Raw genomic sequence first — 25,924 nt, forward strand, 5'->3', positions numbered from 1 at the left:
CGATGGCCAACGAACCCGACAACATCGTGCCTCAATACCTGCGCCGTTTCGACGAGAAGCTCGATCGCGTGGTAGATGAAATGCTTGACGTGAAGGTTCGTTTGACTGCGGTGGAGGAGGGCTTGGCTGGTGTCGATCGCCGCCTCGACCGTCTCGAAGCCCGCGTTGAGCGGATCGAGCGGCGCCTCGATCTCGTCGAACTGCCGCACTGAGAAAGACTGACGAATGACCAAGCTCATCATCGACGGCAAAGAGATCGATGTCCCCGCCGAGTACACGCTGCTTCAGGCGTGCGAGGCAGCCGGCGCCGAGATTCCGCGCTTCTGCTATCACGAGCGGCTGTCGATCGCCGGCAATTGCCGGATGTGCCTCGTCGAGGTGAAGGGCGGCCCGAAGCCGGTCGCAAGCTGCGCCTGGGGCGTGCGCGACTGCCGTCCGGGTCCCAAGGGCGAGCCGCCGGAGATCTCGACGCGTTCACCGATGGTGAAGAAGGCGCGCGAAGGCGTGATGGAATTCCTTCTGATCAACCACCCGCTGGACTGCCCGATCTGCGACCAGGGCGGCGAGTGCGACCTGCAGGACCAGGCGATGGGCTATGGTGTCGACACCAGCCGCTTCGCCGAGAACAAGCGCGCGGTCGAGGACAAATATCTCGGCGCGCTGGTCAAGACCTCGATGAACCGCTGCATCCAGTGCACGCGCTGCGTCCGCTTCTCGGCGGAAGTCGCCGGCGCCCCCGAGATGGGCGCGACCGGGCGCGGCGAGGACATGGAGATCACGACCTATCTCGAGCACGCGCTGACGTCGGAATTGCAGGGCAATCTCGTCGACATCTGCCCGGTCGGCGCGCTGACCTCGAAGCCTTATGCCTTTGCGGCGCGTCCCTGGGAGCTCGGCAAGACCCAGTCGATCGACGTGATGGACGGTCTGGGATCTGCGATCCGCGTCGACACCCGCGGCCGCGAGGTGATGCGCATTCTGCCGCGCATCAACGAGGCCGTGAACGAGGAGTGGATCTCCGACAAGACCCGCCACGTCGTCGACGGCCTGCGTACCCAGCGGCTCGACCGGCCCTATATCCGCGAGGCCGGCAAGCTGCGCGCGGCGAGCTGGCAGGAGGCCTTCGCCGCGATCGCCTCGAAGGCGGCGCGCACCGACGGCAAGCGCATCGGCGCGATCGCAGGCGACCTCGCCGGCGTCGAGGAGATGTTCGCGCTGAAGGATCTCTTGTCGAAGTACGGCTCGAGCAATCTGGCGGTGCAGGGCGGCGATGCCTTCGATCCCGCGCTTGGCCGCGGTTCCTACATCTTCAATCCGACGCTGGCCGGCGTCGAGCAGGCCGACGCGCTGCTCATCATCGGCGCCAATCCGCGGAAAGAGGCGGCCGTGTTCAACGCCCGCATCCGCAAGCGCTGGCGCGCCGGCGGCTTCAAAATCGGCGTGATCGGCGCCAAGGCCGACCTGACCTACGACTACGACCATCTCGGCGCGGGCACCGAGACGCTCAGCGAACTCGCGGCCGGCAAGCACTCCTTCATGGACGTGCTGAAGAACGCCAAGCACCCGATCATCCTGGTCGGCGCGGGCGCCGCCGCGCGCCATGACGGCGCGGCCATTCTCGCAAGCGCCGCCAAGCTCGCGCTCGATGTCGGCGCGGTGAAGGACGGCTGGAACGGTTTTGGCGTGCTGCACGAGACCGCCTCGCGCGTCGGCGCGCTCGATATCGGCTTCACCGCGACCGCGGGCGGCCTGAACGCGGCGCAGATGACGACGTTCGGCACGCTCGACCTGCTGTTCCTGTTAGGGGCCGACGAGATCAAGGCGCCGGATGGCACCTTCGTCGTCTATATCGGCACCCATGGCGACCGCGGCGCGCATCGCGCCGACGTGATCCTGCCGGCGGCCGCCTACACCGAGAAGTCCGCGATCTACGTCAACACCGAAGGCCGCGTGCAGATGACCGGCCGTGCCGCGTTCCCGCCGGGCGAAGCCCGCGAGGACTGGGCGATCGTCCGGGCGCTGTCGGAAGCGCTCGGCAAGAAGCTCGGTTATGACTCGCTCTCGGCGCTGCGCCAGGCGATCTTCAAGGCGGTGCCGCATCTGATCCGTCTCGACCAGATCGAGGCCGGCTCCGCCGACCAGATCAGGAAGCTGGCGGGCAAGGGCGGCACGCCCGAGAAGGCGCCGTTCAAGGCCGCGATCGAGGACTTCTACCTGACCAACCCGATCGCGCGTGCGTCCGCCGTGATGGCGGAATGTTCGCGGCTTGCCTCCGGGCAGATGCTGACCGCAGCGGAGTGAGCTAGATGGAATTCTTCGAAAGCGCATTCTGGACCGGCTTCCTCTGGCCGCTGATCATCATGGTCGCGGAGAGCGTGCTGGTGCTGGTCGTCCTGCTGATCGCGATCGCCTACATCCTGCTCGCCGACCGCAAGATCTGGGCGGCGGTGCAGATTCGCCGCGGCCCGAACGTGGTCGGCCCTTGGGGCCTGCTGCAGTCCTTCGCGGACCTGCTCAAGTTCGTGCTGAAGGAGCCGATCATTCCGGCCGGCGCCAACAAGGGCGTGTTTCTCCTCGCTCCCTTGGTCTCCTGCGTGCTCGCGCTCGCGGCCTGGGCGGTGATCCCGACCAATCTCGGCTGGGTGATCTCCGACATCAATGTCGGCGTGCTCTTCATCTTCGCGATCTCGTCGCTGTCGATCTACGGCATCATCATGGCCGGCTGGTCGTCGAACTCGAAATATCCGTTCCTGGCTGCGCTGCGCTCGGCGGCGCAGATGGTGTCCTATGAAGTCTCGATCGGCTTCGTTATCATCACCGTGCTGCTCTGCGCCGGCACGCTGAACCTGTCGGCCGTGGTCGAAGCCCAGCATGCCCGCGGCCTCGCCAGCCTGATCGGGCTGCCGCAACTCACCATCCTGAACTGGTACGTCTGGCCGCTGTTCCCGATGTTCGTCGTCTTCTACGTCTCGGCGCTGGCGGAAACCAACCGTCCGCCGTTCGATCTCGTGGAAGCGGAATCCGAGCTCGTCGCCGGCTTCATGGTGGAATACGGCTCGACGCCGTATCTCTTGTTCATGCTCGGCGAATATGTCGCGATCGTCACGATGTGCGCGCTGGCGACGATCCTGTTCCTCGGAGGCTGGCTGCCGCCGGTGGACCTGCCGCCGTTCAACTGGGTGCCGGGGATCATCTGGTTCTCGCTCAAAGTCTTCTTCATGTTCTTCCTGTTCGCGATGGCGAAGGCGATCGTGCCGCGCTACCGCTACGATCAACTGATGCGTCTCGGCTGGAAGGTGTTCCTGCCGATCTCGCTCGTGATGGTGGTCGTGGTGGCCGGCGTGCTGCATTTCGCCGGCATCGCGCCGAAGTGAGGGCCGTCATGGGTATCAACATCAACGCCACTGCACGCTCGCTTCTGCTGTCGGAATTCGTCTCGGCGTTCTTCCTCGCCATGCGTTATTTCTTCCAGCCGAAGCCGACCATCAACTATCCCTTCGAGAAGAACCCGATCTCGCCGCGTTTTCGCGGCGAGCACGCGCTGCGCCGCTATCCGAACGGCGAAGAGCGCTGCATCGCCTGCAAGCTGTGCGAAGCGATCTGCCCGGCGCAGGCCATCACCATCGAGGCCGGCCCCCGCCGCAACGACGGCACCCGCCGCACCGTGCGCTACGACATCGACATGGTGAAGTGCATCTATTGTGGCCTCTGCCAGGAGGCCTGTCCGGTCGATGCCATCGTCGAAGGTCCGAACTTCGAATTCTCGACCGAGACCCGCGAGGAACTGCTCTATGACAAGGCCAAGCTGCTCGCCAACGGCGACCGCTGGGAACGCGAGATCGCAAAAGCGATCGAGCTCGACGCGCCGTACCGGTGAGATGAGAGCATGATCCTTCCCGCGCTGTTCTTCTATCTCTTCGCCGGCGTCTGCGTCGCCTCGGCGGTGATGGTGATTGTCTCGCGCAATCCCGTGCACTCCGTGCTGTACCTGATCCTGGCCTTCGTCAACGCCTCCGGCCTGTTCGTGCTGATGGGCGCCGAATTCCTCGCGATGATCCTGATCGTGGTCTATGTCGGCGCCGTCGCGGTGCTGTTCCTGTTCGTGATCATGATGCTCGACGTCGACTTCCTCGAGCTGCGCGAAGGCTTCATCCAGTACCTGCCGGTCGGTGTCGTGATCGGCGGCATCTTCCTGTTCGAGCTGCTGCTGACCGTCGGCGCCTGGGTCATCAACCCGTCCGTGAGCAAGAACATCACGGCGGCGATCCCGGCCAACGTCTCCAACACCGAGGCGCTCGGGCTCGTGCTCTATACGAAGTACATCCACTACTTCCAGCTCTCCGGCATGGTGCTTCTGGTCGCCATGATCGGCGCCATCGTGCTGACGTTGCGTCACAAGGCGAACGTCAAGCGGCAGGACATCAACGTTCAGAACGCACGCACGCCCGAGATGGCGATGGCGATGCGCAAGGTGGCGTCGGGGCAGGGGCTCTCGGATGCCGATGCTGCGGAGTGGGTGAAATGACGATCGGGCTCGGACATTATCTGGCGGTCGGCGCGATCCTGTTCACGCTCGGCATCCTCGGCATCTTCCTGAACCGCAAGAACATCATCGTCATCCTGATGTCGATCGAGCTGATCCTGCTCTCGGTCAACATCAACCTCGTCGCGTTCTCGACCTTCCTCGGCGACATCGTCGGCCAGGTCTTCGCGCTGCTGGTCTTGACCGTGGCTGCGGCGGAAGCCGCGATCGGTCTCGCCATCCTGGTGGTCTATTTCCGCAACCGCGGCTCGATCGCGGTTGAGGACGTCAATCTGATGAAGGGCTGAGCGCTCAAATGGTTCAGGCAATCGTTTTCCTGCCGCTGCTGGGCGCCATTCTGGCCGGCCTGATCTCGCTCGTCGGCGCGCATGGCCGCAACCCCTCGGGCGACGAGGTCGAGCATCACGGCGACCACGGACATGATCACGGACTTGGCGCGCACGCCCATGCATCCGATACGATCAACGAGGATGCCTCCGCCATCCACGAGACCCATCACGAGCCGGGCGATGGCCATGACGACCATGGTCCTGTCGAGCCGCCGGCGGCGGGCTCGCGCGGCGCCGAGCTGATCACGACCGCACTGCTGTTCGTCTCGGCCGCGCTGTCCTGGATGACGCTGGTCGATGTCGGCTTCATGGACCACGACGCCCGGTATCAGCTGCTGCCCTGGATCTTCTCCGGCGACCTCCAGGTCTGGTGGACGCTGCGGGTCGACACCCTCACCGCCGTGATGCTGGTGGTGGTGACGACCGTGTCCTCGCTCGTGCACCTCTATTCCATCGGCTATATGGATCAGGACCCGAACCGGCCGCGCTTCTTCGGCTATCTCTCGCTGTTCACCTTCGCCATGTTGATGCTGGTGACGGCGGATAATCTCGTGCAGCTGTTCTTCGGCTGGGAAGGCGTGGGTCTCGCCAGCTATCTGCTGATCGGCTTCTGGTACCAGAAGCCGTCGGCGAACGCCGCCGCCATCAAGGCCTTCGTGGTCAACCGCGTCGGCGACTTCGGTTTCGCGCTCGGCATCTTCGCGATTTTCGCGCTGGTCGGCTCGACCGATTTCGAGACCATCTTCCATGCCGCGCCCGGCCTTACCGGCAAGACCATCGACTTCCTCGGCTGGCACGCCGACGCGCTGACCCTGACCTGCCTCCTCTTGTTCATGGGCGCGATGGGCAAGTCGGCGCAGTTCCTGCTGCACACCTGGTTGCCGGACGCAATGGAAGGTCCGACCCCGGTGTCGGCGCTGATCCACGCCGCGACCATGGTCACCGCCGGCGTATTCATGGTGGCGCGCCTGTCGCCGCTATTCGAGCTGGCCCCGACCGCGCAGGCCGTCGTGATGTTCTTCGGCGCCACCACGGCGTTCTTCGCCGCGACCATCGGCCTCGTCCAGAACGACATCAAGCGCATCGTCGCCTACTCGACCTGCTCGCAGCTCGGCTACATGTTCGTGGCGATGGGAGCAGGGGCTTATTCCGTCGGCATGTTCCACCTGTTCACGCACGCCTTCTTCAAGGCGCTGCTGTTCTTAGGCTCCGGCTCGGTGATCTATGCGATGCATCACGAGCAGGACATCCGCAACATGGGCGGCCTCTGGCGCAAGATCCCCTACACCTATGCGGTGATGGTGGTCGGCACGCTGGCGCTGACCGGCTTCCCGCTCACCGCCGGCTACTTCTCCAAGGACGCGATCATCGAGTCCGCCTATGCCTCGCACAATCCGTTCGCGATGTACGGCTTCCTGATGACGGTCGTCGCCGCCGGCCTGACCTCGTTCTACTCCTGGCGCCTGATCTTCAAGACCTTCCACGGCGAGCCGCATGATGAGCACCATTACGAGGCCGCGCATGAGGCGCCGCTCTGGATCCTGATCCCGATCGGCGTGCTCGCGGTCGGCTCGTTCGTCGCGGGCCTGCCGTTCAAGGAGCTGTTCGCCGGCCATGGCGTCGAGGAGTTTTTCCGCGAGTCCGTGAAGATGAACCCGCACATCATCGAGGAGATGCACCACATCCCCGAAACCATCGCCTTCCTGCCGACGGTGATGATGGTGCTGGGCTTCCTCGTCTCCTACCTGTTCTACATCCGCCGGCCGTATTTGCCGGTCGAGCTCGCGAAAGAGCAGCCGATGCTGTACCAGTTCCTGCTCAACAAATGGTACTTCGACGAGCTCTACGACCTCATCTTCGTTCGACCGGCGAAGTGGATCGGCTACCAGCTCTGGAAGAAGGGCGACGGCTTCGTCATCGACGGCCTCGGTCCCGATGGCGTCTCCGCCCGCGTGCTGGACGTCACCCGCAATGTCGTGAAGATCCAGACCGGCTATCTCTATCACTATGCGTTCGCCATGCTGATCGGCGCCGCCGGCCTGATCACCTGGTTCATGTTCGGCTTTGGAGGCCAGTAAATGACAACCTGGCCCATTCTTTCGGTCACGACCTTCCTGCCGCTGGTCGGCGCGCTGATCGTGTATCTCAGCCGCGGCGACGACGAGGCGGCGAGGCGCAATGCGCGCTGGATCGCGCTGTGGACCACGCTGATCACCTTCGCGGTGTCGGTGATCCTGGTGATGCGCTTCGATCCCACGAGTGCCGACTTCCAGTTCGTCGAGAAGTCGAGCTGGCTCGCCACCGGCATCACCTACCATATGGGCGTTGACGGCATCTCGCTGCCGCTGCTGATCCTGACCACCGCCGTGATGCCGTTCTGCATCATCGCGAGCTGGAAGGCGATCACGAGCCGGGTGCGCGAATACATGATGGCGTTCCTGATCCTGGAAACGCTGATGATCGGCACCTTCTCGGCGCTCGATCTCGTGCTGTTCTACCTGTTCTTCGAGGGTGGCCTGATCCCGATGTTCCTGATCATCGGCATCTGGGGCGGCCCGCGCCGGGTCTACGCCTCATTCAAGTTCTTCCTCTACACTTTCCTCGGCTCGGTCCTGATGCTGCTCGCCATCATGGCGCTGTACTGGAACGGCGGCACCACCGATATCCCGACCCTGATGCACACCGCCGTGCCGCGCAGCTTGCAGACCTGGGCCTGGCTCGCCTTCTTCGCCTCCTTCGCGGTGAAGATGCCGATGTGGCCGGTGCACACCTGGTTGCCGGATGCCCACGTCGAGGCGCCGACCGCGGGTTCGGTCGTCCTCGCCGCGATCCTGTTGAAGATGGGCGGCTATGGCTTCCTGCGCTTCTCGCTGCCGATGTTCCCGCTGGCCTCGCACGACTTCGCGCCGCTGATCTTCACGCTCTCGGCTATCGCCATCATCTACACCTCGCTGGTGGCCCTGATGCAGGAGGACATGAAGAAGCTGATCGCGTACTCCTCGGTCGCGCATATGGGCTTCGTCACCATGGGCATTTTCGCCGGCACCATGCAGGGCGTCGCCGGCGGCGTGTTCCAGATGATCTCGCACGGCATCGTCTCCGGCGCGCTGTTCCTCTGCGTCGGCATCGTCTACGACCGCATGCACACCCGCGAGATCGCGGCCTATGGCGGCCTCGTCAACCGGATGCCGCTCTATGCGATGACCTTCATGGTCTTCACCATGGCCAATGTCGGTCTGCCCGGCACGAGCGGCTTCGTCGGCGAGTTCATGACGCTGCTCGGCACCTTCAAGGTCTCGATCCCGACGGCGTTCTTCGCGACCCTTGGCGTCATCCTGTCGGCCGCTTACGCGCTGTGGCTCTACCGCAAGGTCGTGTTCGGCGCGCTGGTCAAGCCGTCGCTGATGAGCATGAAGGACCTGACCTTGCGCGAATGCGTGACGCTGTTCCCGATGATCGCGCTGACGATCCTGTTCGGCGTCTATCCGAAGCCGGTGCTCGACATGTCGGCCGCTTCGGTCCAGCAACTCGTCAACAACTACAACACCGCTGTGACGGCCGTGAAGGCCGCCGCACTGCTCCATTGATCGGGCAGGTCAGGATATCGCCATGAGCTTTGAGACTGCAGGTTATCAACTGGCGCCGGTGCTGCCCGAGATCGTGCTCGCGGTCGGCGCGATGGCGCTTCTGATGCTGGGCGCCTATCGCGGGCAGGGGATGACCCGCGCGGTCACTTCGCTGGCGGTGGTGCTTCTGGTCGTGGTCGGTGTGCTCGTCTACGCGCAGCCTGCCGGCAAGCAGGTGACCTTCGGCGGCAGTTTCATCCTCGATGACTTCGCCCGCTTCATGAAGATCATGGCGCTGATCGGCTCGGCCGCGACGCTGATCCTGTCGGCGGAGTTCCTGTCCGATCCGTCGCGCCGCATCTTCGAATACGCCATTCTGGTGCTGCTCTCGACGCTCGGCATGATGGTGCTGATCTCGGCCGGCGACCTGATCTCGCTCTATCTCGGCCTCGAGCTGATGTCGCTCGCGCTCTATGTCGTGGCGGCCTCGAACCGTGACAACGCCAAGTCGACGGAGGCCGGCCTCAAGTACTTCGTGCTCGGCGCGCTGTCCTCGGGCATGCTGCTGTACGGCGCCTCGCTGATCTATGGCTTCACCGGCACGGTCAGCTTCAGCGGCATCGCCGCCGCCGCGACGGTTTCGAATGTCGGCCTCGTCTTCGGCCTGGTCTTCCTGCTCGCCGGCCTCTGTTTCAAGGTCTCGGCCGTGCCGTTCCACATGTGGACGCCGGATGTCTACGAAGGCGCGCCGACGCCGGTCACCGCCTTCTTCGCCTCGGCGCCGAAGGTTGCCGCGCTCGCCGTCTTCACCCGCGTCACGCTGACCGCATTCCCCGGCATCGTCTCGCAATGGCAGCAGATCCTGGTGTTCGTCGCGATCGCCTCGATGGCGCTCGGCTCCTTCGCCGCGATCGGCCAGAGCAACATCAAGCGCCTGATGGCCTATTCCTCGATCGGCCATATGGGCTTTGCGCTGGTCGGCCTTGCCTCCGGCACGCTGGAGGGCGCGCAGGGCGTCTTGATGTACATCGTGATCTATGTCGCGATGACGCTCGGCTCGTTCTCGATCATCCTCGCCATGAAGCGCAACGGCCAGGCGGTGGAGCAGATCAGCGATTTCGCAGGCCTGTCGCGGACCAATCCGATGCTCGCCTTCCTGTTCGCGATGCTGCTGTTCTCGCTGGCGGGCGTGCCGCCGCTCGCCGGCTTCTTCGGCAAGTGGTACGTCTTCGTTGCCGCCATCAAGGCCAATCTGTTCACGCTCGCCGTCATCGGCGTGCTGACCAGCGTCGTCGGCGCCTACTACTATCTCTCCATCGTCAAGACGATGTATTTCGATGAGCCGGCCGGGCAGGTCGATCCGGTCAGGATCGAGGTGCGGACGGTGCTGGCGGTGACGGGCCTGTTCAACCTGCTGTTCGCACTGTTCGCGGGCCCCGTGGTGAGCGTCGCCTCCGCCGCGGCCAAGTCGCTGTTTTAGGATGGGGTTCGCACTCGGTCCTCGCGCACTCTCGGCGGGCTACAAGCTCGCGGCTTTCGAACGGACCGGCTCGACCAACACCGATGCGATCGAGCATGCGCGGGCCGGCGAACGCGGCCCGATGTGGTTCGTCACCGACGAGCAGACCGCCGGCCGCGGCCGCCGCCAGCGCGCCTGGATCGCGCCGAAGGGCAATCTTGCCGCCAGCATCCTCGAGGTGACGGATGTCGCCCCGGCCGTCGCCGCCACTCTCGGCTTTGCAGCCGGACTGGCGCAGGAGGCGGCGCTGGAGAAGGTCAGCCTGGAAGCGGCCCTCCGCCTCGGCGAGGGCCGTCCCCGTTACGCCCTGAAATGGCCGAACGACGTGCTCGCCGATGGCAGGAAGCTGGTCGGCATCGCGCTCGAGGCCGAGGCTGTCGGCGACCGGCTGGCCGTCGTCGCCGGCATGGGCACCAATGTCGTTGCAGCCCCCGACGGCACCCCGACGCCCGCGGTGTCGCTCGCTGCGCTCGGGGTCCAGATCAGCGCCGGTGAGCTGTTCTCAGCACTGTCCGATGCCTGGGTCGAGTTCCGCGGCATCTGGGACAATGGCCGCGGCTTTGCCGAGATCCGAAAACTCTGGCTGGAGCGCGCCGCTGGCCTCGGCGAGAACGTCGCGATCCACACGGGAACCACGACGCTGGAAGGCATTTTTGACACCATCGACGACACCGGCTGCCTGATCGTCCGCACCGCGGAGGGGCGCCTTGTGCCGGTGGCTGCGGGCGAGGTGTTCTTCGGCCCGGTCCGCTCGGTGGGAGCTGCGTGATGGCGAGACCCGACGAACTGGTGTTTGCGCCGCTCGGCGGCGTCGGCGAGATCGGCATGAATCTGTCGATCTACGGCCTCGGCAACCGCCAGCAGCGCACCTGGCTGGCGGTCGATCTCGGCGTCTCCTTCGGCGACGAGGAGCACCTGCCGGGCATCGACCTGATCATGCCCGATATCAGCTTCCTGGAGAAGGAACGCAAGAACCTCATGGGCCTGGTGCTGACCCATGCCCATGAGGACCATTTCGGCGCCATCATCGATCTCTGGCCCAGGCTGAAATGCCCGATCTATGCGACGCCGTTCAGCGCCGCGCTGTTCGAGGCCAAATGCGCCGCCGAGCGCAATGCGCCCGAAATCCCCGTCACCGTGATCCCGTCCGGCGGCCGCGTCGATGTCGGCCCGTTCAACGTCGAGTTCATCCCCGTCGCGCATTCGATCCCCGAAGCGCACGCGCTGGCGATCCACACCGACGCCGGCACGGTGCTGCACACCGGCGACTGGAAGATCGACCCGACCCCGACGCTGGGGCGTCCGACCGACGAGAAGCGGCTGCGAGAGCTGGGCGAGCAGGGCGTGCTCGCTCTGATCGGCGATTCCACCAACGCCGTACGCGACGGCCGCTCACCTTCCGAAGCCGAGGTGGCGCGGACCATCATCGATCTGGTCAAGGCTGCCAAGGGCCGCGTCGCTGTCACCACCTTCGCCTCCAACGTCGCCCGCATCAAGGCCGTCGCCGACGCCGCCAAAGCCGCCGACCGCGAGGTCGTCGTGGTCGGCCGCGCCATGGAGCGGGTGGTGCAGGTGGCGCGCGAGACCGGCTACCTCGACGGCGTGCAGAATTTCCGCTCGCCCGAGATCTACGGTCATCTCCCGCAGGACAAGGTGCTGGCGCTGTGCACCGGCAGCCAGGGCGAGCCGCGCGCCGCGCTGGCGCGCATCGCCAATGACGACCATCCCGAGATCACGCTGAACCGCGGCGACAGCGTGATCTTCTCCTCGCGCACCATTCCCGGCAACGAGAAGGCGGTCGGCTCGATCATCAATAATCTGGTGCTCCAGGGCGTCGAGGTCCTCACCGACCGCGAGCATCTGGTCCACGTCTCCGGCCACCCCCGCCGCGACGAGCTGCGCGACCTGATCTCCTGGGTAAAGCCGCAGCTGCTGATCCCGGTTCATGGCGAGGCCCTGCACCTGAACGAGCATGCCAAGCTGGCGCGCGCCGCCGGGGTGCCGCGCGTGCTGGTTGTCCGCAACGGCGACCTCGTCAAGCTCGGCCCCGGCGATCCCGGCGTCGTCGGCGAGGTGCCCTCCGGCCGGCTTTACAAGGACGGCACGATTTTGGAGGACTCCAAGTCCCGCGCGGTCATCGAGCGCCGCCGCATGGCGTTCTCCGGCTGTGCCTTCGTCGCCATCGCCATGACCGAGCAGGGCGAGCTCGCCGACGATCCCGAGGTCGATCTCGTCGGCATTCCCGAGAAGAACAGGGCCGGCGAGGCCTTTGACGACATCGTCTTCGACGCAGTGATGTCCACGATCGAGGGATTGCCGCGGGCGCGCCGACGCGATCCGGACGCCCTGGCCGAATCGGTGCGACGCGCCGTCCGGGCCGTCATCAACGAACATTGGGGCAAAAAGCCTCCCTGTCTGGTACATGTTCTGACGGTGTAAGGGGAGAAACAACATGTTGGGCCGGCTCAACCATGTCGCGATCGCGACCAAGGACGCCGTCAGGGCCGCGAAGATCTACGGCGTGGCGTTCGGCGCCCAGATCTCCGAGGCCGTCCCGCTGCCCGAGCATGGCGTCACTACGGTGTTCGCGACGCTGCCCAACACCAAGATCGAGTTCATCGAGCCGCTCGGCGAAGCTTCCCCGATCGCAAAATTCCTCGAGCGCAATGCCGACGGCGGCATCCACCATGTCTGCTACGAGGTTGTCGACATCATCGCCTCGCGCGATACGCTGGTGAAGGAGGGCGCAAGGGTGCTCGGCGACGGCGTGCCGAAGATCGGCGCGCACGGCAAGCCGGTGCTGTTCCTGCACCCCAAGGATTTTTCCGGCGCCCTGGTCGAAATCGAGCAGGCATAAGGCCGCCCCATGGCCGTCCAGATATCGACCGCGATCGCGATCTACTTCGTCATCTGGTGGATCGCGCTGTTCCTGACGCTGCCGTTCGGCGTGCGCAGCCAGCACGAGGACGGCGTCGGCGCACCCGGCACCGATCCCGGCGCCCCGATCCTGACCCGGATGGGCCGCAAGCTGATCTGGACCACGGTCATCTCGGCGATCATCTATGGCCTCGGGATGACCGCCTATCACGCCGGCTATCTCTCGATCGAACGCCTGTCGAAACTGATGGGAATGCCGTTCTAGCTTCACCTCTCCCCGTAGGGGAGAGGTCGGATTGCGTGTCCAGACCGGATAGATAGGTAACAGAGTAGACCGGATGGATGGGTGACAGTTCTCTGTCGGCTGGGAGGATCAGCCGATGCCTTGGCGGGAGAGCTGTACAATGGACGAACGAGTTCGCTTCATCTCGGATCAGCGAACCGGCTTGTGGACGATGACGGAGCTTTGCGAGCGCTACGAGATTAGCCGCAAGACCGGTTATAAGTGGCTGGAGCGCTACCGGTTGGAAGGACCTGCCGGGCTGGCGGATCGCTCCCATGCCGCGCGGGTTCATGGACGGGCGACACCACAGCACATCGTGGATGCGATTGTGGGGCTGCGGCTTGAGCGGCCGAGCTGGGGACCGCGCAAGATCGTCAGCAAACTTGAGGCTCGCCAAGGGGACGTCGATTGGCCGTCGGCCTCGACGGCGGGCGGGATTCTCAAACGGGCGGGACTGGTGAGCAACCGTCGGACCCGGCGGCGTGCGCCGCCGCGCATGGGGCAACTGACGGTGCCTCAGCATGCCAACCATGTATGGGCGCTCGATCACAAGGGCTGGATCCGCCTGGGCGACGGATCTCGCGTTGAACCGTTCACGGTGACCGATGGCTTCAGCCGCTATTTGATTAGCCTGGCGGCGACGGGCAGCACGCAACATGCCGAGTGCCAACCGCTGCTGGAGCGGGCGTTTCGCGAGTACGGCTTGCCGCAGATCATCCGCTCCGACAACGGCTCGCCGTTCGCCTCGACCGGAACCACGGGCCTGACGGCACTGTCGGTATGGTGGATCAAGCTTGGCATCCGCCATGAACGGATTGATCCCGGCCATCCACAGCAGAACGGCCGCCACGAGCGTTTTCACCTCACGCTTCTGGAGGCCATGCAGCCGCCGCCGCCGACCCAGGCCGCGCAGGCTCGTCGCTTCGCGGCATTCGTGCGCGACTACAACGAAGAACGACCGCACGAGTCACTTGGCCAGCGCCCACCTGCCAGCGTCTATCAGCCTTCGTCTCGTGCGATGCCGAGGCGGCTTCCGGAGCCGGATTATCCAGCCGAAGCCGCGGTGCGCCAGGTCCGCTCCAACGGCGAGATCAAGTGGCGCGGCGAACTCATTCACATCTCCAGCGCTCTCATTGGTGAGGCCGTTGCCGTCGAGGAGGCCGCCGATGGGCAATGGCAAGTGCGCTTCTTCCACATACCGATCGGCATCATCGACCAGAAAACACGCAGGCTGCGGCGCTGCGCTAGCGCAGCGCCGCAGCCGACCAAACCATGAACGATTGTTACCTATCCATCCGGTCTGTTTTGTTACCCATCCATCCGCTGGACATGCGTCTGGCGATGCGAAGCATCTCCAGTGCAATCCGGGTGAGGGGCTGCATCCTACGGTGGGACTGTAACCCCTCACCCGGATCGCATCTTCCGATGCGATCCGACCTCTCCCTTCGGGAGAGGGGTGAGGTCTCTTCGACAGACCTTGCCTAGCCTGGTCGCTTGCTTAGAATTTTGCACTTGTTTCATTATTGGGGGCATGAATGACTTTTCAGCGGATCGTCATCGCACTGCTGGTGCTGATCGTCGCGGGGCTTGGGGCCGTCGGCTATGTCGAATGGAAGACGGCGGTGCAGGTGCGGACGCTGAAGGCGTTCGTCGAGGGCTATGTCTTCAACGAGGCGGTGATGGCCTGCGAGCAGGCCAAGAGTTCGACGCCCTTCAAGTGGAACGGCGGCAAGAGCACCGCGGTGATCGGACTGAACTCGGTCAAGCCAGACAAATACAATATCAGCGCCAGCTACACGCTGGTGGCGGACAGCGTCTATTGCGATTACGATCCGATCAAAAGAAAGGCCGAGATCGGCTCGAGCTTCCTGGAGCGGGAGTAACGATCCGGCCCCTACATAGGGGATGGGATCGTCATGACTGGGAGCCGGACGGAGGATTATCGGATTCTGCATGAGGCGGCCTTGCGGGACTATCTCGCAGGCCTGGCTGACATCGCCGCGCTGCTCGGCGGTGAGCCGGCATCCTGGTCGATCACCGAAGTCGGCGACGGCAATCTCAATCTCGTTTTCATCGTCAAGGGCCATCGCGGCGGCATCGCCGTGAAGCAGGCGCTGCCCTATGTCCGCCTCGTCGGCGAGAGCTGGCCACTGCCGCTGTCGCGGGCCCATTACGAATATCTCGCGCTATCCCGGCAGGCCCAGCTCGCGCCTGGCCTCGTGCCGGCGCTGCTGCATCACAACCAGGTGCTGGCGCTGACAGTGATGGAGCTGCTCGAGCCCCACATCATCATGCGCAAGGGGCTGGTCGCGGCCACGCACTATCCGCGCTTCGCCAGTGACATCACCACCTTCATGGCGCGCACCCTGTTCTTCACCTCTGACCTCGCACTGTCCGCGGCCGAAAAGAAGGAGGGTATCGCGGCGTTCGCCGGCAACCATGCGCTCTGCAAGATCACCGAGGACCTGATCTTCACCGATCCCTACCGCATCGCCGAGCAGAACCGCTGGACCGCGCCCTATCTCGATGGGCTCGCCGCAGAGCTGCGCGACGACATGGAGCTGCATGTCGCGATCTCCCGGCTGAAGCTGAAATTCATGGCGAGCCCCGAGGCGCTGCTCCATGGCGATCTCCACACCGGCTCGATCATGGTGACGGACAGCCAGACCCGCGTGATCGACCCCGAATTCGCCTTCTACGGCCCGATGGGGTTCGACGTCGGCGCGGTGCTGGCCAATCTGCTGATGGCCTATTTCGCCTCCGCCGGGCATGAGCGCGCACCGGGCGAGCGGGCTGCATTCGAGGCTTGGGTGCTGGAGACCGTCGAGCAGGTCTGGACCGAGTTCGCGCGAAAATTCCTCGAGCTCTGGCGCGCCGGCGCGGCGGGCGATGCCTATCCCGTCGCACTGTTCGCCGGCGAGAAGGGCGCCGCGCGCCTTGAGGCCGAGCGGCAGGCCTACATGCAGCGCCTGTTCGCCGACACCATCGGTTTCGCCGCAGCAAAGACCATCCGCCGCATCTTCGGCCTCGCCCACAACATCGATTTCGAGCTGATCGAGGACCCGAGGAGGCGGGCGATCAGCGAGGCCCGTGCCGTGCGGCTGGCGCGGAGGATGATGGTGGAGACAGCGGCATTTCCGGCCATCGCCGATGTCACCGCTGCAGCGCGAAAGTTGCGCAATTGGCAGCCGGAGTTCGCGGCCGGCTAGGGCGCGCCCTTGCAAATCGGCAGAGCCCGAGCGCTACGCTCGCATGCGTCACCCCATTCAAGGCGCTTGCATTCGGCATCCTACGAATGGTCAACTCGCAGACTGGAATACGCCTGCATTGTCGGAGGGACCATGATGTTCAGGACGATTGCGATCGTTGCGGGTTTGGGTCTGGCGCTCGCCGCCCCGGCGGAGGCGCAGACGCCGCGCAAGGGCGGAACCATCCGCATGACGGCGCCTTATGGTTCGAGCTTCACCAGCCTGGACATTCACACCACGCAGCGCGCGCAGGACGAGATCTACGCCAAGGCCCTGCATCGCTCGCTCTACATCTGGAATTCCGCGGAAGGCAAACCGGTTCTGGAGCTTGCCAAGGAGGACGTCGTTTCGGGCGGCGGCCTCGTTCACACGTTCAAGCTCCGCGACGACGCCTATTTCCACAACGGCCGCAAGATGACGGCCGACGACGTCATCTGGTCCTACAACCGCATCATGGACGGCACCAAGGCCTATCCGGGCGCGCGCTACGTCCGCATCATCGAGGGCGCGGCCGCGGTCGAGAAGGGCCAGGCCAAGGAGATATCCGGCCTGAAGAAAATCGACGACTTCACCGTCGAGATGAAGCTGACCGAGAATCTCGATCCGGGCTTCTACTTCTTCACCGCGCTGACCTCGATCTATCCCGCCGACGAGGCCGCCAAGGAGAGCTTTCTCCAGAAGCCGATCGGTCTCGGGCCATTCAAATTCGTCGAGCACGTGCCGGGATCGCGCATCGCCATGGAGCGCTGGGACCGGTTCTACAAGCCCGGCAAGCCCTATGCGGACAAGGTCGTGGTGTCGATCATGGCCGAGGCCGCGGCACGCGACGTCGCCTTCCGTAACAAGGAGATCGACACCTCCGTGCTCGGGCCTGCGCAGTACGTCGCCTATCAGAACGATGCCGATCTCAAGGGCACCATCGTCGAGGTCGCCGAGGTCTTCACGCGCTACATGGGGATGAATCCCTCGTTCAAGCCGTTCACCGACAAGCGCGTCCGGCAGGCGATCAATTACGCGATCGACACCGATCTGATCATCAACAAGCTGGTCAAGGGCAAGGCCTATCGTGCCACCAGCTGGTTGCCGCTGACCTCGTCCGCCTACGACAAGGCGATGAAGCCGTATCCGTACGATCCCGCCAAGGCCAAGCAGCTGCTGACCGAGGCCGGCTATCCCTCCGGCTTCGAATTCGAATGGACCACCAGTCAGAATGAAAGCTGGGGCTTGCCGATCGTCTCGGCCGTCATCCCGATGCTGGACAAGGTCGGCATCAAGGCGAAGGTCAAGCAGATCGAGACCGCGGTGCTGTCGGAGGTGATCCGCTCCGGCGACTACCAGGCGTTCATCTATTCCCAGCAGACCGGCCCGGACCCGCTCGCTGCGCTGAAATGCTTCCACTCGTCGACGCCGCAATCGGCCTGCAACTACATGAATTTCAAGAACGCCGAGTTCGACAAGATCATCGATGAGGCAGGGCAGGCCGACGACGTCGCCAAGCGAACCCAGCTGCTGCAAAAGGCCAATGCGCTGCTCTATGACGAGGCGCCGGTCTGGTTCTTCAACTACAACAAGGCAGTCATGGCCGTGCAGCCCTGGCTCCACGGAGTTCAGCTCAACGCGACGGAGCTGACCCACCAGAACGTCGAGGACCTCTGGGTCGACGAGACCTCGCCCGCGAAGTGATACGCGTTCTCGTGCTCCCTCCATCACCTTAAGCGATGGAGGGAGGGAAGAAAGTGCCGATGCTCTCGTTCGTGATCCGTCGCCTTCTGCAAACCATTCCGACCGTGCTCGCCGTCGTGCTGATGGTCTTCGTGCTGTTCAGCGTCGTTCCCGGCAGCATTGTCTCGAGCATGAGCGACGATGCCGATCCGCAGGTCGAGCTGCGCATGAAGAAGCAGCTTGGCCTGGACGATCCCATCTATGTGCGCTTCGGCGCCTATATCGCCAAGCTCGCGACCGGCGATTTCGGGACGTCGTTCCGGACGCGAGAGCCTGTGACGGCCATGATCGCCAAGCGGGCATGGCCGACGCTGCAACTGATCTGCGCAGCCATGGCGTTTGCGGTTCTGCTCGGTGTGCCGCTTGGCTTCGTCGCAGCGCTGCGCCCCGGCGGCATCGTCGATACGCTCGCAATGGTGCTGGCAGTGTCGGGCCTTTCAATCGCAAAGTTCTGGCTTGGCCTCGTGCTGATGTATCTGTTTGCGTTGAAGCTCGGCTGGCTGCCAAGTTTCGGCTACGGCGATGGCGGCCCGAAATATCTGCTGCTGCCGGCCCTGACGCTCGGCGTCTCGCCGATGGCGCTGTTTGCCCGAACGACGCGCGCTGCGGTCCTCGAGATCATGACCGCCGATTTCGTCCGGACCGCGCGCTCGAAGGGCATGAGCGAGGCCCGAGTGGTGAAATGGCATGTGATGCGGAACGCGCTCGTCATCATCCTCACAACCGTCGGCCTGCAGTTCGGCGGGCTGATGGGGCAGGCGGTCGTCGTCGAGAAATTGTTCTCCTGGCCCGGCATCGGCTCGCTGCTGGTCGACAGTGTTTTGCAGCGTGACATTCCCGCCGTCCAGGGCTCCATTCTCGTGGTCGTGCTGGCCTTTCTCGCGATCAATCTGCTGATCGACGTGCTCTACGGCGTGATCGATCCCAGGATCAGATACGCATGAAGCTTCGCGCCAATCTCATCATCGGCGGCGCGCTGTTCGCGCTCGCGATCCTGGTCGGCCTGCTTGCGCCCTGGCTGGCGCACGCCGATCCGGTCCTGGACGCCAATCTCATGAACGCGGAAGAGCCGCCGAGCTGGACCTGGTGGTTCGGCACCGACGACCAGGGCCGCGACATCTACTCCCGCGTCGTCTACGGCGCGCGCGTATCGCTGACGGTCGGCATCGTCTCGCAACTCATCAACAGCGTGATCGGCGTCGGCCTCGGCCTCAGTGCCGGCTATTGGGGCGGCTGGTGGGACGATGTCGTCAACGGCCTGACCAACGTCATGCTCGCGATCCCCTCGCTGATCTTTGCGCTGGCCATCATGGCGGTGCTCGGCCCGGGCCTGACCAGCCTCTTGATCGCGCTCGGCCTGACCAACTGGTCCTTCACCTGCCGGATCGCGCGGGCCTCGGCGTTATCGCTGAGGACCCAGGGCTATGTGCAAGCGGCGGCCGTGCTCGGCTACGGCGACCTAAGGATCATGATCACGCAGTTGCTGCCGAACATGCTCGGGCCGATCGTGGTCATCGGCACCCTCGGTATGGGCAGCGCGGTCTTGTCCGAAGCCGCGCTGTCGTTCCTCGGCCTCGGCGTCCGCCCGCCGTTCCCGAGCTGGGGCAGCATGCTGTCGGACGCCCGCGACCAGATCACGACGGCGCCATGGCTTTCGGTCTTTCCTGGCCTTGCCATCTTCCTCACGGTGCTCGGCCTCAACCTGCTCGGCGATGGCCTGCGCGACATTCTCGATCCCCAATCGCGGAGCCGGCGGACATGACGGGCATGCCGCTGATCGAAGTCGAGGATTTGCGCATCGATCTCGACGACGGATCGAAACATGTTGCGGCGGCCGAGGGCATTTCGTTCCGCATCGATCGCGGCGAGACGTTTGGCCTCGTCGGCGAATCCGGTTGCGGCAAGAGCATCACGGCGCTCGCCCTGATCGGGCTGTTGCGGCCGCCGCTGTCGATCGGCGGTGGCGTCATCCGGTTCGGGGGGAAGGAAATCCAGCGCCTTTCAGCCGCCAGGCTGCGCGACCTGCGCGGCGATCGCATCGCCATGATTTTCCAGGAGCCGATGACGGCGCTCAACCCGGTCTCGCCCGTGGGCCGGCAGATCGCCGAGATGTTCGTGCTGCACAAGGGCAAGAGCTGGCGGGAGGCCAACCAGCTCGCGGTCGAGGCGCTGGCGAGCGTTCGTGTCCCCGCACCCGAGCGGCGCGTGTACGACTATCCGCACCAGCTCTCCGGCGGCATGCGCCAGCGCGTGATGATCGCGATTGCGCTGGCCTGCGGCCCGGATCTGCTGATTGCGGACGAGCCCACCACGGCGCTCGACGTGACCGTGCAGGCCGAGATCATCGAACTGATGCGGAATCTGTGCGCCGAGCGGGGCACGGCGATCCTGATGATCAGCCACGATCTGGGCCTCGTCGCCAATGTCTGTAGTCGCGTCGCCGTGATGTATGCCGGCCGCATCGTCGAGGAGCGCAGCTCCGCCGACATCTTCCGCGCGCCGTCGCACCCCTACACGCAGGGTCTGGTCGACTCGCTGCCGCGGCTGGGCAGCCGCGCCGCGCTTGGCCGCAGCAGGCTGAAGGAGATCGCGGGCGTCGTCCCGGCCATCACGAATTTCCCCGATGGCTGCCGGTTCAATCCGCGCTGCGCGCATGCAACCGACATTTGCCGCACGGTCGCGCCGACCGCGGAGTGGCTGGAGGCCGGCGGCTTGGTGAGGTGTCACCACCATGCATGAGCCCAAGAACGGATCGGGTGAGGGGAGGGCGGACGACGATCTCATCCTCAGCGTCGAGGATCTCGCGGTTCATTTTCCGATTGGCGGTGGCCTGCTCGGCCGCGGCCGCCGGCTGCTCCGCGCCGTCGACGGTGTCGATCTCAAGCTGAAGCGGGGCGAATGCCTCGGCCTCGTCGGCGAGTCCGGCTCGGGCAAGTCGACGGTCGCATTGTCGATCCTGGGTCTCTTGACGCCGACGCGCGGCCGCATCGTGCTCGACGGGCAGGTCGTGACGAACAGGCAATCCGGCGATCGGAAGTCGCTGGCCCGCATCGTGCAGATCGTGTTCCAGGATCCCTACGCCTCGCTCAATCCGCGCCAGACCGTTCGGCGCACGCTGGAAGATCCTCTCCGCGTGCATGGCGTGACCGCAAAGAGCGAGATCGAGGACCGCGTCTCGGCCATGCTGCGACATGTCGGCTTGCGGCCTGAGCAGTCGGGCCGTTACCCTCATGAATTCTCCGGCGGCCAGCGCCAGCGCATCGGCATTGCGCGTGCGCTGATCCTCAACCCCAAGATCGTCATCTGCGACGAGCCGGTGTCGGCACTCGACGTCTCGATCCGCGCCCAGATCATCAACCTGCTGCTGGAATTGAAGGAGACGCTCGGTCTCTCCTACATCATGATCAGCCACGACCTCGGCGTCGTCGAGCACATGAGCGACCGGGTCGCCGTCATGTATCTCGGCCACATCGTCGAGAACGGCGACTGGCGCGAAATCTTCGAACGGCCGGCGCACCCCTATACGCAGGCCCTGATATCAGCCATCCCCGATCCCTTGCGCCATGCCCCGCTGGCGACGACCGGCGGCGATCTTCCGAACCCGCTCAATCCGCCGAACGGCTGCGCCTTCAGCCCGCGTTGTCGTTATGCCGAGGCGGTGTGCAGGCGCGAACCGGGGCCGATGCTGGAGGCGCGCGCCGATGGGCATGCGGTGCGGTGCTGGCGAGCAGACGAGATCGGTGCAGCGAGCGCCGCTATATCGCCGTCCCCCTGACATGGCCGCTCCTTGCCCTCCAAGAGCGACGCCCCGGCTGTGCATCTCGGCCGTTCATCCTTCGCGGCTCCGCATGCGATGCCTTGCATCCCCTTGCGCCTCAGGATGATGGATCGTTGTTACAGGGCTTGGGAAAGCTGCACGGACGCGCCGAGCGCCATGATGACATCATGCTCCTGTGTTGCCCGACGTGTCAAATGTCGGCACCGGCCGCACTCACGCAACGACGGGTTTGGTAAGCGGCTGAATTTCCCCAGAATTTCTACTGTGCATGGGGTTGTTTTCCATTTCTTATTTTTGAGGCCGATCTAGTCCGCCGCTTTTTCTCGCAACCGCTGCGCATAGACGTTGATGACCAGCGCCGCCAAGAGGATCAGGCCGCGGATCAGGATCTTCAGGAAGCTGTCGATGTTGACGTGGTCGAGGCCGTTATTCAGCACCCCGAGAACGAAGAGCCCGACGATGGTGTTGCCGATGCCGCCGCGGCCGCCGAACAGGCTGGTGCCGCCGACCACGACGGCGGCGATGGAGTCGAGCAAATAGGTGTCGAACTCGTTCTGCTGCGCGCTGCCGAAATGGGCGACACCGAGCATGCCGCCGATGCCCGAGCACACCGCCGAGATCACCATGACAGCGCCGAGGATGAGCTTGACGTTGAGGCCGGCATATTCGGCCGCCTCGCGATTGCCGCCGACCATGTAGACGTAGCGGCCGAAGCGCGTGTAGGTCAGCACGAGGTGGCCGCCGAGCAGCATGATGGCAGCGACGATGACGATCCAGGGAATGCCGCCAATCGATCCCGAGCCGAGCGTCGTGATCATATTAGGCACCTTGTAGGCGATTTGGCCGCGCACCAGCAGCGCGGAGATGCCGGCGGCGATCTGCATCATCGCCAGAGTCATGATGAAGGAGGGAATGCCGATCACGGTCAGCCCGAGCGCATTGACGAGGCCGAGCAGGCCGCAGAGCGCGATGGCAAGCAGGATCGCGGCGGCGCCGGGCAGCGGCACATTGGCGATGTTGACGTAGGACTCCTGCAGCGTGAAGTAGGCGACCGCGATGCCGGTGACGTTGGCGATGCTGGCGATCGACAGGTCGATCTCGGCGCAGAGGATCACGAAGGTGAGGCCGACGGCGATGATGCCTGTGACCGACACCTGCGTCAGGATGTTGCCGAGATTGTCCAGCGTGGCGAAGGAGGGGCTGGCGAAGGCGAAGAAGGCTGAGAGGAAGATCAGCGTCAGGAACGGCGCGATGTTGCGCATCTGCGAGCGCAGGAAGGGCGCAAGGCCCCGCGCCCGATGGGCTTCAGCAAAGGCCGTCTCACTGCTCGCCATGGTGCCTCTCCGTCACGCCGCTTCCAGCAGGCGGTCCTTGCTGACCGGCTCGTTCCTGAATTCCCGCACCAATGCGCCGCGTTTGAGCACGAGGATGCGGTTAGCCAGCGACAGCACCGTTTCCGGCTCGGTCGACAGCACGATGATCGCGAGCCCTTTTGAGCGGAGGTCGCGCACGATGTTGATGACATCGTTCTTGGCGCCGACATCCATGCCGCGGGTCGGCTCGCACAGCACCAAAAGCTTGGGCGGGTAGGTGAGCCATTTTGCCAGCGCGACCTTCTGCTGGTTGCCGCCGGAGAGCATGCCGAGATCGAGACCGACCACCGGCGGCCGGATCTGCAGCTGCTCGACCTGGCGCTTGGCGATGTCGCGCTCCTGTGCCGGCTTGAGCAGCAGCGACGAGATACGGTCCAAGATGCTGATCGAGATGTTCTTGTAGACCGGCTCCTGATGAAACAGCATGGCGCGCCGGCTCTCCGGCACCAGCGCCACCCCGGCCCGCCGCGCCGCCGCCGTGCTGGCAAAGGTCTTTGCCGCGCCGTCGACCAGAAGCGTGCCGCTGTCCGGCTTCAACTTGCCGAACAAGATACGCGACAGCTCCTGCTGGCCACAGCCCATGAAGCCGTAGATGCCGAGCACCTCGCCGGCCCGTGCCTCGAAGGAGATGTCCTTCAGGCTGCGCGCCAGCGACAGCTGGTCGACCTTCAGGACCACCGCGCTGTCGCTAGGCCGCGGCAGCATCAGATCATCGGTATAGCTGTGCTCGAGCGCTTCGCCGCCGCGGCCGATCATGGCCTCGATCAGCGCGCCCTTGCTGGTCGCCGCAGCCGCGGTCTCGGCGACCTTCCGCCCGTTGCGGAACACGGTGACAGTGTCGGACACAAGCAGGATGTCCTCGATGAAATGCGAGATGAAGACGATTGCAGTGCCGTGCTCCCGCAGCCGCCGCAGCGTTGCGAACAGCCGCTCGACCTCGGGCGGGGAGAGGGCGGAGGTCGGCTCGTCCAGGATGACGATGCGCGCGCCGGAGAACAGCACGCGCGCGATCTCGATCAGCTGCTGCAGCCCGATCGGGAGATCGCCGAGCCTGGTCATCGGATCGACGTCGATGCCGAAGCGGGCGAGCTGCTCACCGGCTTCGCGCGCCATCCGCCGCCATTGCACGAGGCCAAGGGCGTTGGTCGGCTGGTTGCCGAGAAAGACGTTCTCGGCGACCGTGAGGTCGGGTGCGACAGAGAGCTCCTGATGCACCATGGCAATCCCGGCGGCGTGCGCGTCGCGGGCCGAGCGGAAATGCGTCTCGGCGCCGTCGATCAGGAAGCGGCCGGAGAACTCGGTGTGCACGCCGGCGATGATCTTCATCAGCGTGCTTTTGCCGGCGCCGTTCTCGCCGACGAGACCGTGGATCTCGCCGGGATGAAGCGCGAAATCGACACCACGAAGCGCTTCGACGCCGCCGAAGCTCTTCGTGATGCCCTGCAGTTCCAGGATGGGCGAACGAACCTCAGACATGAAGGACTAGATCAGGAAATGATCCTGCATCCACTGCATCCCCGCGGCGTTGGCCTTGGTCACGACAGGGCCGTCGGTGACGACGTTCTTGGGAATGCCCTGTCCGCTCTTCTCACCGCCAACCACGGCGGCGACGCCCGCGATGATCGCACCGCCATGGATGCGGCAGGACGGATTGCGGACGGTCGCGAACATGCGCCCTTCGCTCACGGCCTGAATCGCCGGCGGCATGGCATCGACGCCGCCGATCAGGATGTTAGTGCGATTGCGGGCCTTCATGATGTTGGCCGCGGCCAGCGCCATGTCGTCATTGTGGAAGAACGCCGCGTCGATCTGCGGGTACTTTGTCAGATAGGTTTCCCAGAGCCGCGCGGTCTTGGAGACGTCCCAATCGGCCGGCTGGGTGTCGAGCACCTCGATGTTCGGGAATTGCTTCACGACAGTGTTGAAGCCTTTGGCACGGCCCTGTGCCCCGGTATGGCCGAGGGCGCCCTGCGTCATGATGATCTTGCCCTTGCCGCCCATCGCATTGCACAGCGCCTGCGTCACCGAGGCGCCCATGAACTCGTTGTCGGGGGCGAGGAAGGAGTGGACGTTGATCTGGTCGAGCGGCGCGATCAGCGTGTCCATGTCGATCACGGGCGTGCCGGCGTCGATCATCTTCTGCACCGGCTGGGTCAGGGTGCCGATGCCGAAGGCCTGGATCGCGACGAAATCCCATTTCTGCGAGGCCATGTTGTCGATCGCGGCGCGCTGCTTGACCGCATCGAGCTGCCCGTCGAACCAGGTCACTTCGACGTTGAACAACTTGCCCCAGAATTCCGCGGCCTGCTTGCCTTGCGCGCACCAGGTGGCCTGGAGGCCCGCATTGGAGAACGCCGCCTTCAGCGGCTTCTCGCTGCGTCCTACTTCGGCTGCCAGTGCGGGGTTTATGCCCATGCTGCCGAACAGGGCAGCCCCGGCGCCGGCGGTCGCTGCCGCCTGAAGAAGATCGCGCCTGGTCGTCGAGAAATCTTTCGTCCCGGACATCGCTCGCTCCCATATAATTTATCGTCGGCGCGTCATTGCCTGCGCGACCGATGTCCGAAAGTCTCTCACAAGAGTTGATGCCACTCAATCTGCAATCAATCGCGAGATGCAAGCCGCGCTGGTGCGGCGCCAGCATCGCCTCCTCGCAAGTTCGCTACTTGCGAGCGCAACATCGCTTGCG

The 25,924-nt window shown here is 64.6% G+C and carries 24 protein-coding genes; 21 read left to right on the top strand and 3 right to left on the bottom strand.

The window, feature by feature from the left end:
• Nucleotides 1–2: 2 nt before the first annotated feature.
• From JJB99_RS18185 to JJB99_RS18285, 21 genes are all read left to right on the top strand, one after another.
• Nucleotides 3–212 (top strand): hypothetical protein, encoded by a 210-nt coding sequence (locus tag JJB99_RS18185; RefSeq protein WP_200499996.1) that lies wholly within the window; start codon nt 3–5, stop codon nt 210–212.
• A gap of 13 nt (nt 213–225) precedes the next feature.
• Nucleotides 226–2,301, top strand: a complete 2,076-nt coding sequence (gene nuoG / locus JJB99_RS18190) for an NADH-quinone oxidoreductase subunit NuoG (RefSeq protein ID WP_200499997.1) — start codon at nt 226–228, stop codon at nt 2,299–2,301.
• 5 nt (nt 2,302–2,306) lie between these two features.
• Entirely contained in the window at nt 2,307–3,374 is a 1,068-nt protein-coding gene (gene nuoH, locus JJB99_RS18195; protein WP_200493728.1) for an NADH-quinone oxidoreductase subunit NuoH, read from the top strand.
• Between the two features lie 14 nt (nt 3,375–3,388).
• Nucleotides 3,389–3,877, top strand: coding sequence for an NADH-quinone oxidoreductase subunit NuoI (gene nuoI, locus JJB99_RS18200; protein ID WP_200500210.1), 489 nt, complete (start codon nt 3,389–3,391; stop codon nt 3,875–3,877).
• A 9-nt stretch (nt 3,878–3,886) separates the two neighbouring features.
• Nucleotides 3,887–4,525 carry an NADH-quinone oxidoreductase subunit J gene (locus JJB99_RS18205; protein ID WP_200493729.1) on the top strand — a complete coding sequence of 213 codons (639 nt, stop codon included), beginning with the start codon at nt 3,887–3,889 and terminating at the stop codon, nt 4,523–4,525.
• Complete coding sequence (gene nuoK / locus JJB99_RS18210) at nt 4,522–4,830, top strand: NADH-quinone oxidoreductase subunit NuoK (RefSeq protein WP_008547737.1); 309 nt, start codon at nt 4,522–4,524, stop codon at nt 4,828–4,830. The genes JJB99_RS18205 and nuoK overlap by 4 nt, the downstream gene beginning before the upstream one ends.
• Before the next feature lie 8 nt (nt 4,831–4,838).
• Nucleotides 4,839–6,950: an NADH-quinone oxidoreductase subunit L gene (gene nuoL / locus JJB99_RS18215; protein WP_200493730.1), complete on the top strand. Its 2,112-nt coding sequence runs from the start codon at nt 4,839–4,841 to the stop codon at nt 6,948–6,950.
• Nucleotides 6,951–8,459 carry an NADH-quinone oxidoreductase subunit M gene (locus JJB99_RS18220; RefSeq protein WP_200493731.1) on the top strand — a complete coding sequence of 503 codons (1,509 nt, stop codon included), beginning with the start codon at nt 6,951–6,953 and terminating at the stop codon, nt 8,457–8,459.
• A gap of 22 nt (nt 8,460–8,481) precedes the next feature.
• The gene (gene nuoN, locus JJB99_RS18225) at nt 8,482–9,918 is read left to right on the top strand and encodes an NADH-quinone oxidoreductase subunit NuoN (protein WP_200493732.1); all 1,437 of its coding nucleotides are present in this window, start codon (nt 8,482–8,484) and stop codon (nt 9,916–9,918) included.
• A 1-nt stretch (nt 9,919) separates the two neighbouring features.
• On the top strand, nt 9,920–10,726 hold the full coding sequence (locus tag JJB99_RS18230; RefSeq protein WP_200493733.1) for a biotin--[acetyl-CoA-carboxylase] ligase: 807 nt from the start codon (nt 9,920–9,922) through the stop codon (nt 10,724–10,726).
• Nucleotides 10,726–12,396 carry a ribonuclease J gene (locus JJB99_RS18235; RefSeq protein ID WP_200493734.1) on the top strand — a complete coding sequence of 557 codons (1,671 nt, stop codon included), beginning with the start codon at nt 10,726–10,728 and terminating at the stop codon, nt 12,394–12,396. Before JJB99_RS18230 ends, JJB99_RS18235 begins: the two co-directional genes overlap by 1 nt.
• Nucleotides 12,397–12,409: 13 nt before the next feature.
• Entirely contained in the window at nt 12,410–12,814 is a 405-nt protein-coding gene (mce, locus tag JJB99_RS18240; protein ID WP_200493735.1) for a methylmalonyl-CoA epimerase, read from the top strand.
• A gap of 9 nt (nt 12,815–12,823) precedes the next feature.
• Complete coding sequence (locus JJB99_RS18245) at nt 12,824–13,099, top strand: DUF1467 family protein (RefSeq protein WP_200493736.1); 276 nt, start codon at nt 12,824–12,826, stop codon at nt 13,097–13,099.
• 139 nt (nt 13,100–13,238) lie between these two features.
• Nucleotides 13,239–14,393 carry an IS481 family transposase gene (locus JJB99_RS18250; protein WP_200493737.1) on the top strand — a complete coding sequence of 385 codons (1,155 nt, stop codon included), beginning with the start codon at nt 13,239–13,241 and terminating at the stop codon, nt 14,391–14,393.
• 259 nt (nt 14,394–14,652) lie between these two features.
• On the top strand, nt 14,653–15,000 hold the full coding sequence (locus tag JJB99_RS18255; RefSeq protein ID WP_200493738.1) for a hypothetical protein: 348 nt from the start codon (nt 14,653–14,655) through the stop codon (nt 14,998–15,000).
• Nucleotides 15,001–15,033: 33 nt separating this feature from the next.
• Nucleotides 15,034–16,326 carry an S-methyl-5-thioribose kinase gene (mtnK, locus tag JJB99_RS18260; protein WP_200493739.1) on the top strand — a complete coding sequence of 431 codons (1,293 nt, stop codon included), beginning with the start codon at nt 15,034–15,036 and terminating at the stop codon, nt 16,324–16,326.
• A gap of 132 nt (nt 16,327–16,458) precedes the next feature.
• Nucleotides 16,459–18,048 carry an ABC transporter substrate-binding protein gene (locus JJB99_RS18265; RefSeq protein ID WP_200493740.1) on the top strand — a complete coding sequence of 530 codons (1,590 nt, stop codon included), beginning with the start codon at nt 16,459–16,461 and terminating at the stop codon, nt 18,046–18,048.
• Nucleotides 18,049–18,107: 59 nt separating this feature from the next.
• Nucleotides 18,108–19,031 (top strand): ABC transporter permease, encoded by a 924-nt coding sequence (locus JJB99_RS18270; RefSeq protein WP_200500211.1) that lies wholly within the window; start codon nt 18,108–18,110, stop codon nt 19,029–19,031.
• A complete protein-coding gene (locus JJB99_RS18275; RefSeq protein ID WP_200493741.1) occupies nt 19,028–19,849 on the top strand; it encodes an ABC transporter permease in 822 nt (273 codons plus the stop codon). The genes JJB99_RS18270 and JJB99_RS18275 overlap by 4 nt, the downstream gene beginning before the upstream one ends.
• Entirely contained in the window at nt 19,846–20,826 is a 981-nt protein-coding gene (locus JJB99_RS18280) for an ABC transporter ATP-binding protein (RefSeq protein WP_200493742.1), read from the top strand. The genes JJB99_RS18275 and JJB99_RS18280 overlap by 4 nt, the downstream gene beginning before the upstream one ends.
• On the top strand, nt 20,819–21,862 hold the full coding sequence (locus tag JJB99_RS18285) for an ABC transporter ATP-binding protein (protein WP_200493743.1): 1,044 nt from the start codon (nt 20,819–20,821) through the stop codon (nt 21,860–21,862). Before JJB99_RS18280 ends, JJB99_RS18285 begins: the two co-directional genes overlap by 8 nt.
• A gap of 308 nt (nt 21,863–22,170) precedes the next feature.
• Here the strand turns inward: JJB99_RS18285 and JJB99_RS18290 are convergent, their stop codons facing one another.
• The 3 genes from JJB99_RS18290 to JJB99_RS18300 are packed head-to-tail and all read right to left on the bottom strand — an operon-like array spanning nt 22,171 to nt 25,743.
• Nucleotides 22,171–23,199: an ABC transporter permease gene (locus JJB99_RS18290; protein ID WP_200493744.1), complete on the bottom strand. Its 1,029-nt coding sequence runs from the start codon at nt 23,197–23,199 to the stop codon at nt 22,171–22,173.
• Between the two features lie 12 nt (nt 23,200–23,211).
• On the bottom strand, nt 23,212–24,714 hold the full coding sequence (locus tag JJB99_RS18295; RefSeq protein WP_200493745.1) for a sugar ABC transporter ATP-binding protein: 1,503 nt from the start codon (nt 24,712–24,714) through the stop codon (nt 23,212–23,214).
• 6 nt (nt 24,715–24,720) lie between these two features.
• A complete protein-coding gene (locus JJB99_RS18300) occupies nt 24,721–25,743 on the bottom strand; it encodes a sugar ABC transporter substrate-binding protein (protein ID WP_200493746.1) in 1,023 nt (340 codons plus the stop codon).
• Between the last annotated feature and the right edge of the window lie 181 nt (nt 25,744–25,924).

Source organism: Bradyrhizobium diazoefficiens (assembly GCF_016616235.1).
In the GTDB taxonomy this organism is placed as follows: domain Bacteria; phylum Pseudomonadota; class Alphaproteobacteria; order Rhizobiales; family Xanthobacteraceae; genus Bradyrhizobium; species Bradyrhizobium diazoefficiens_H.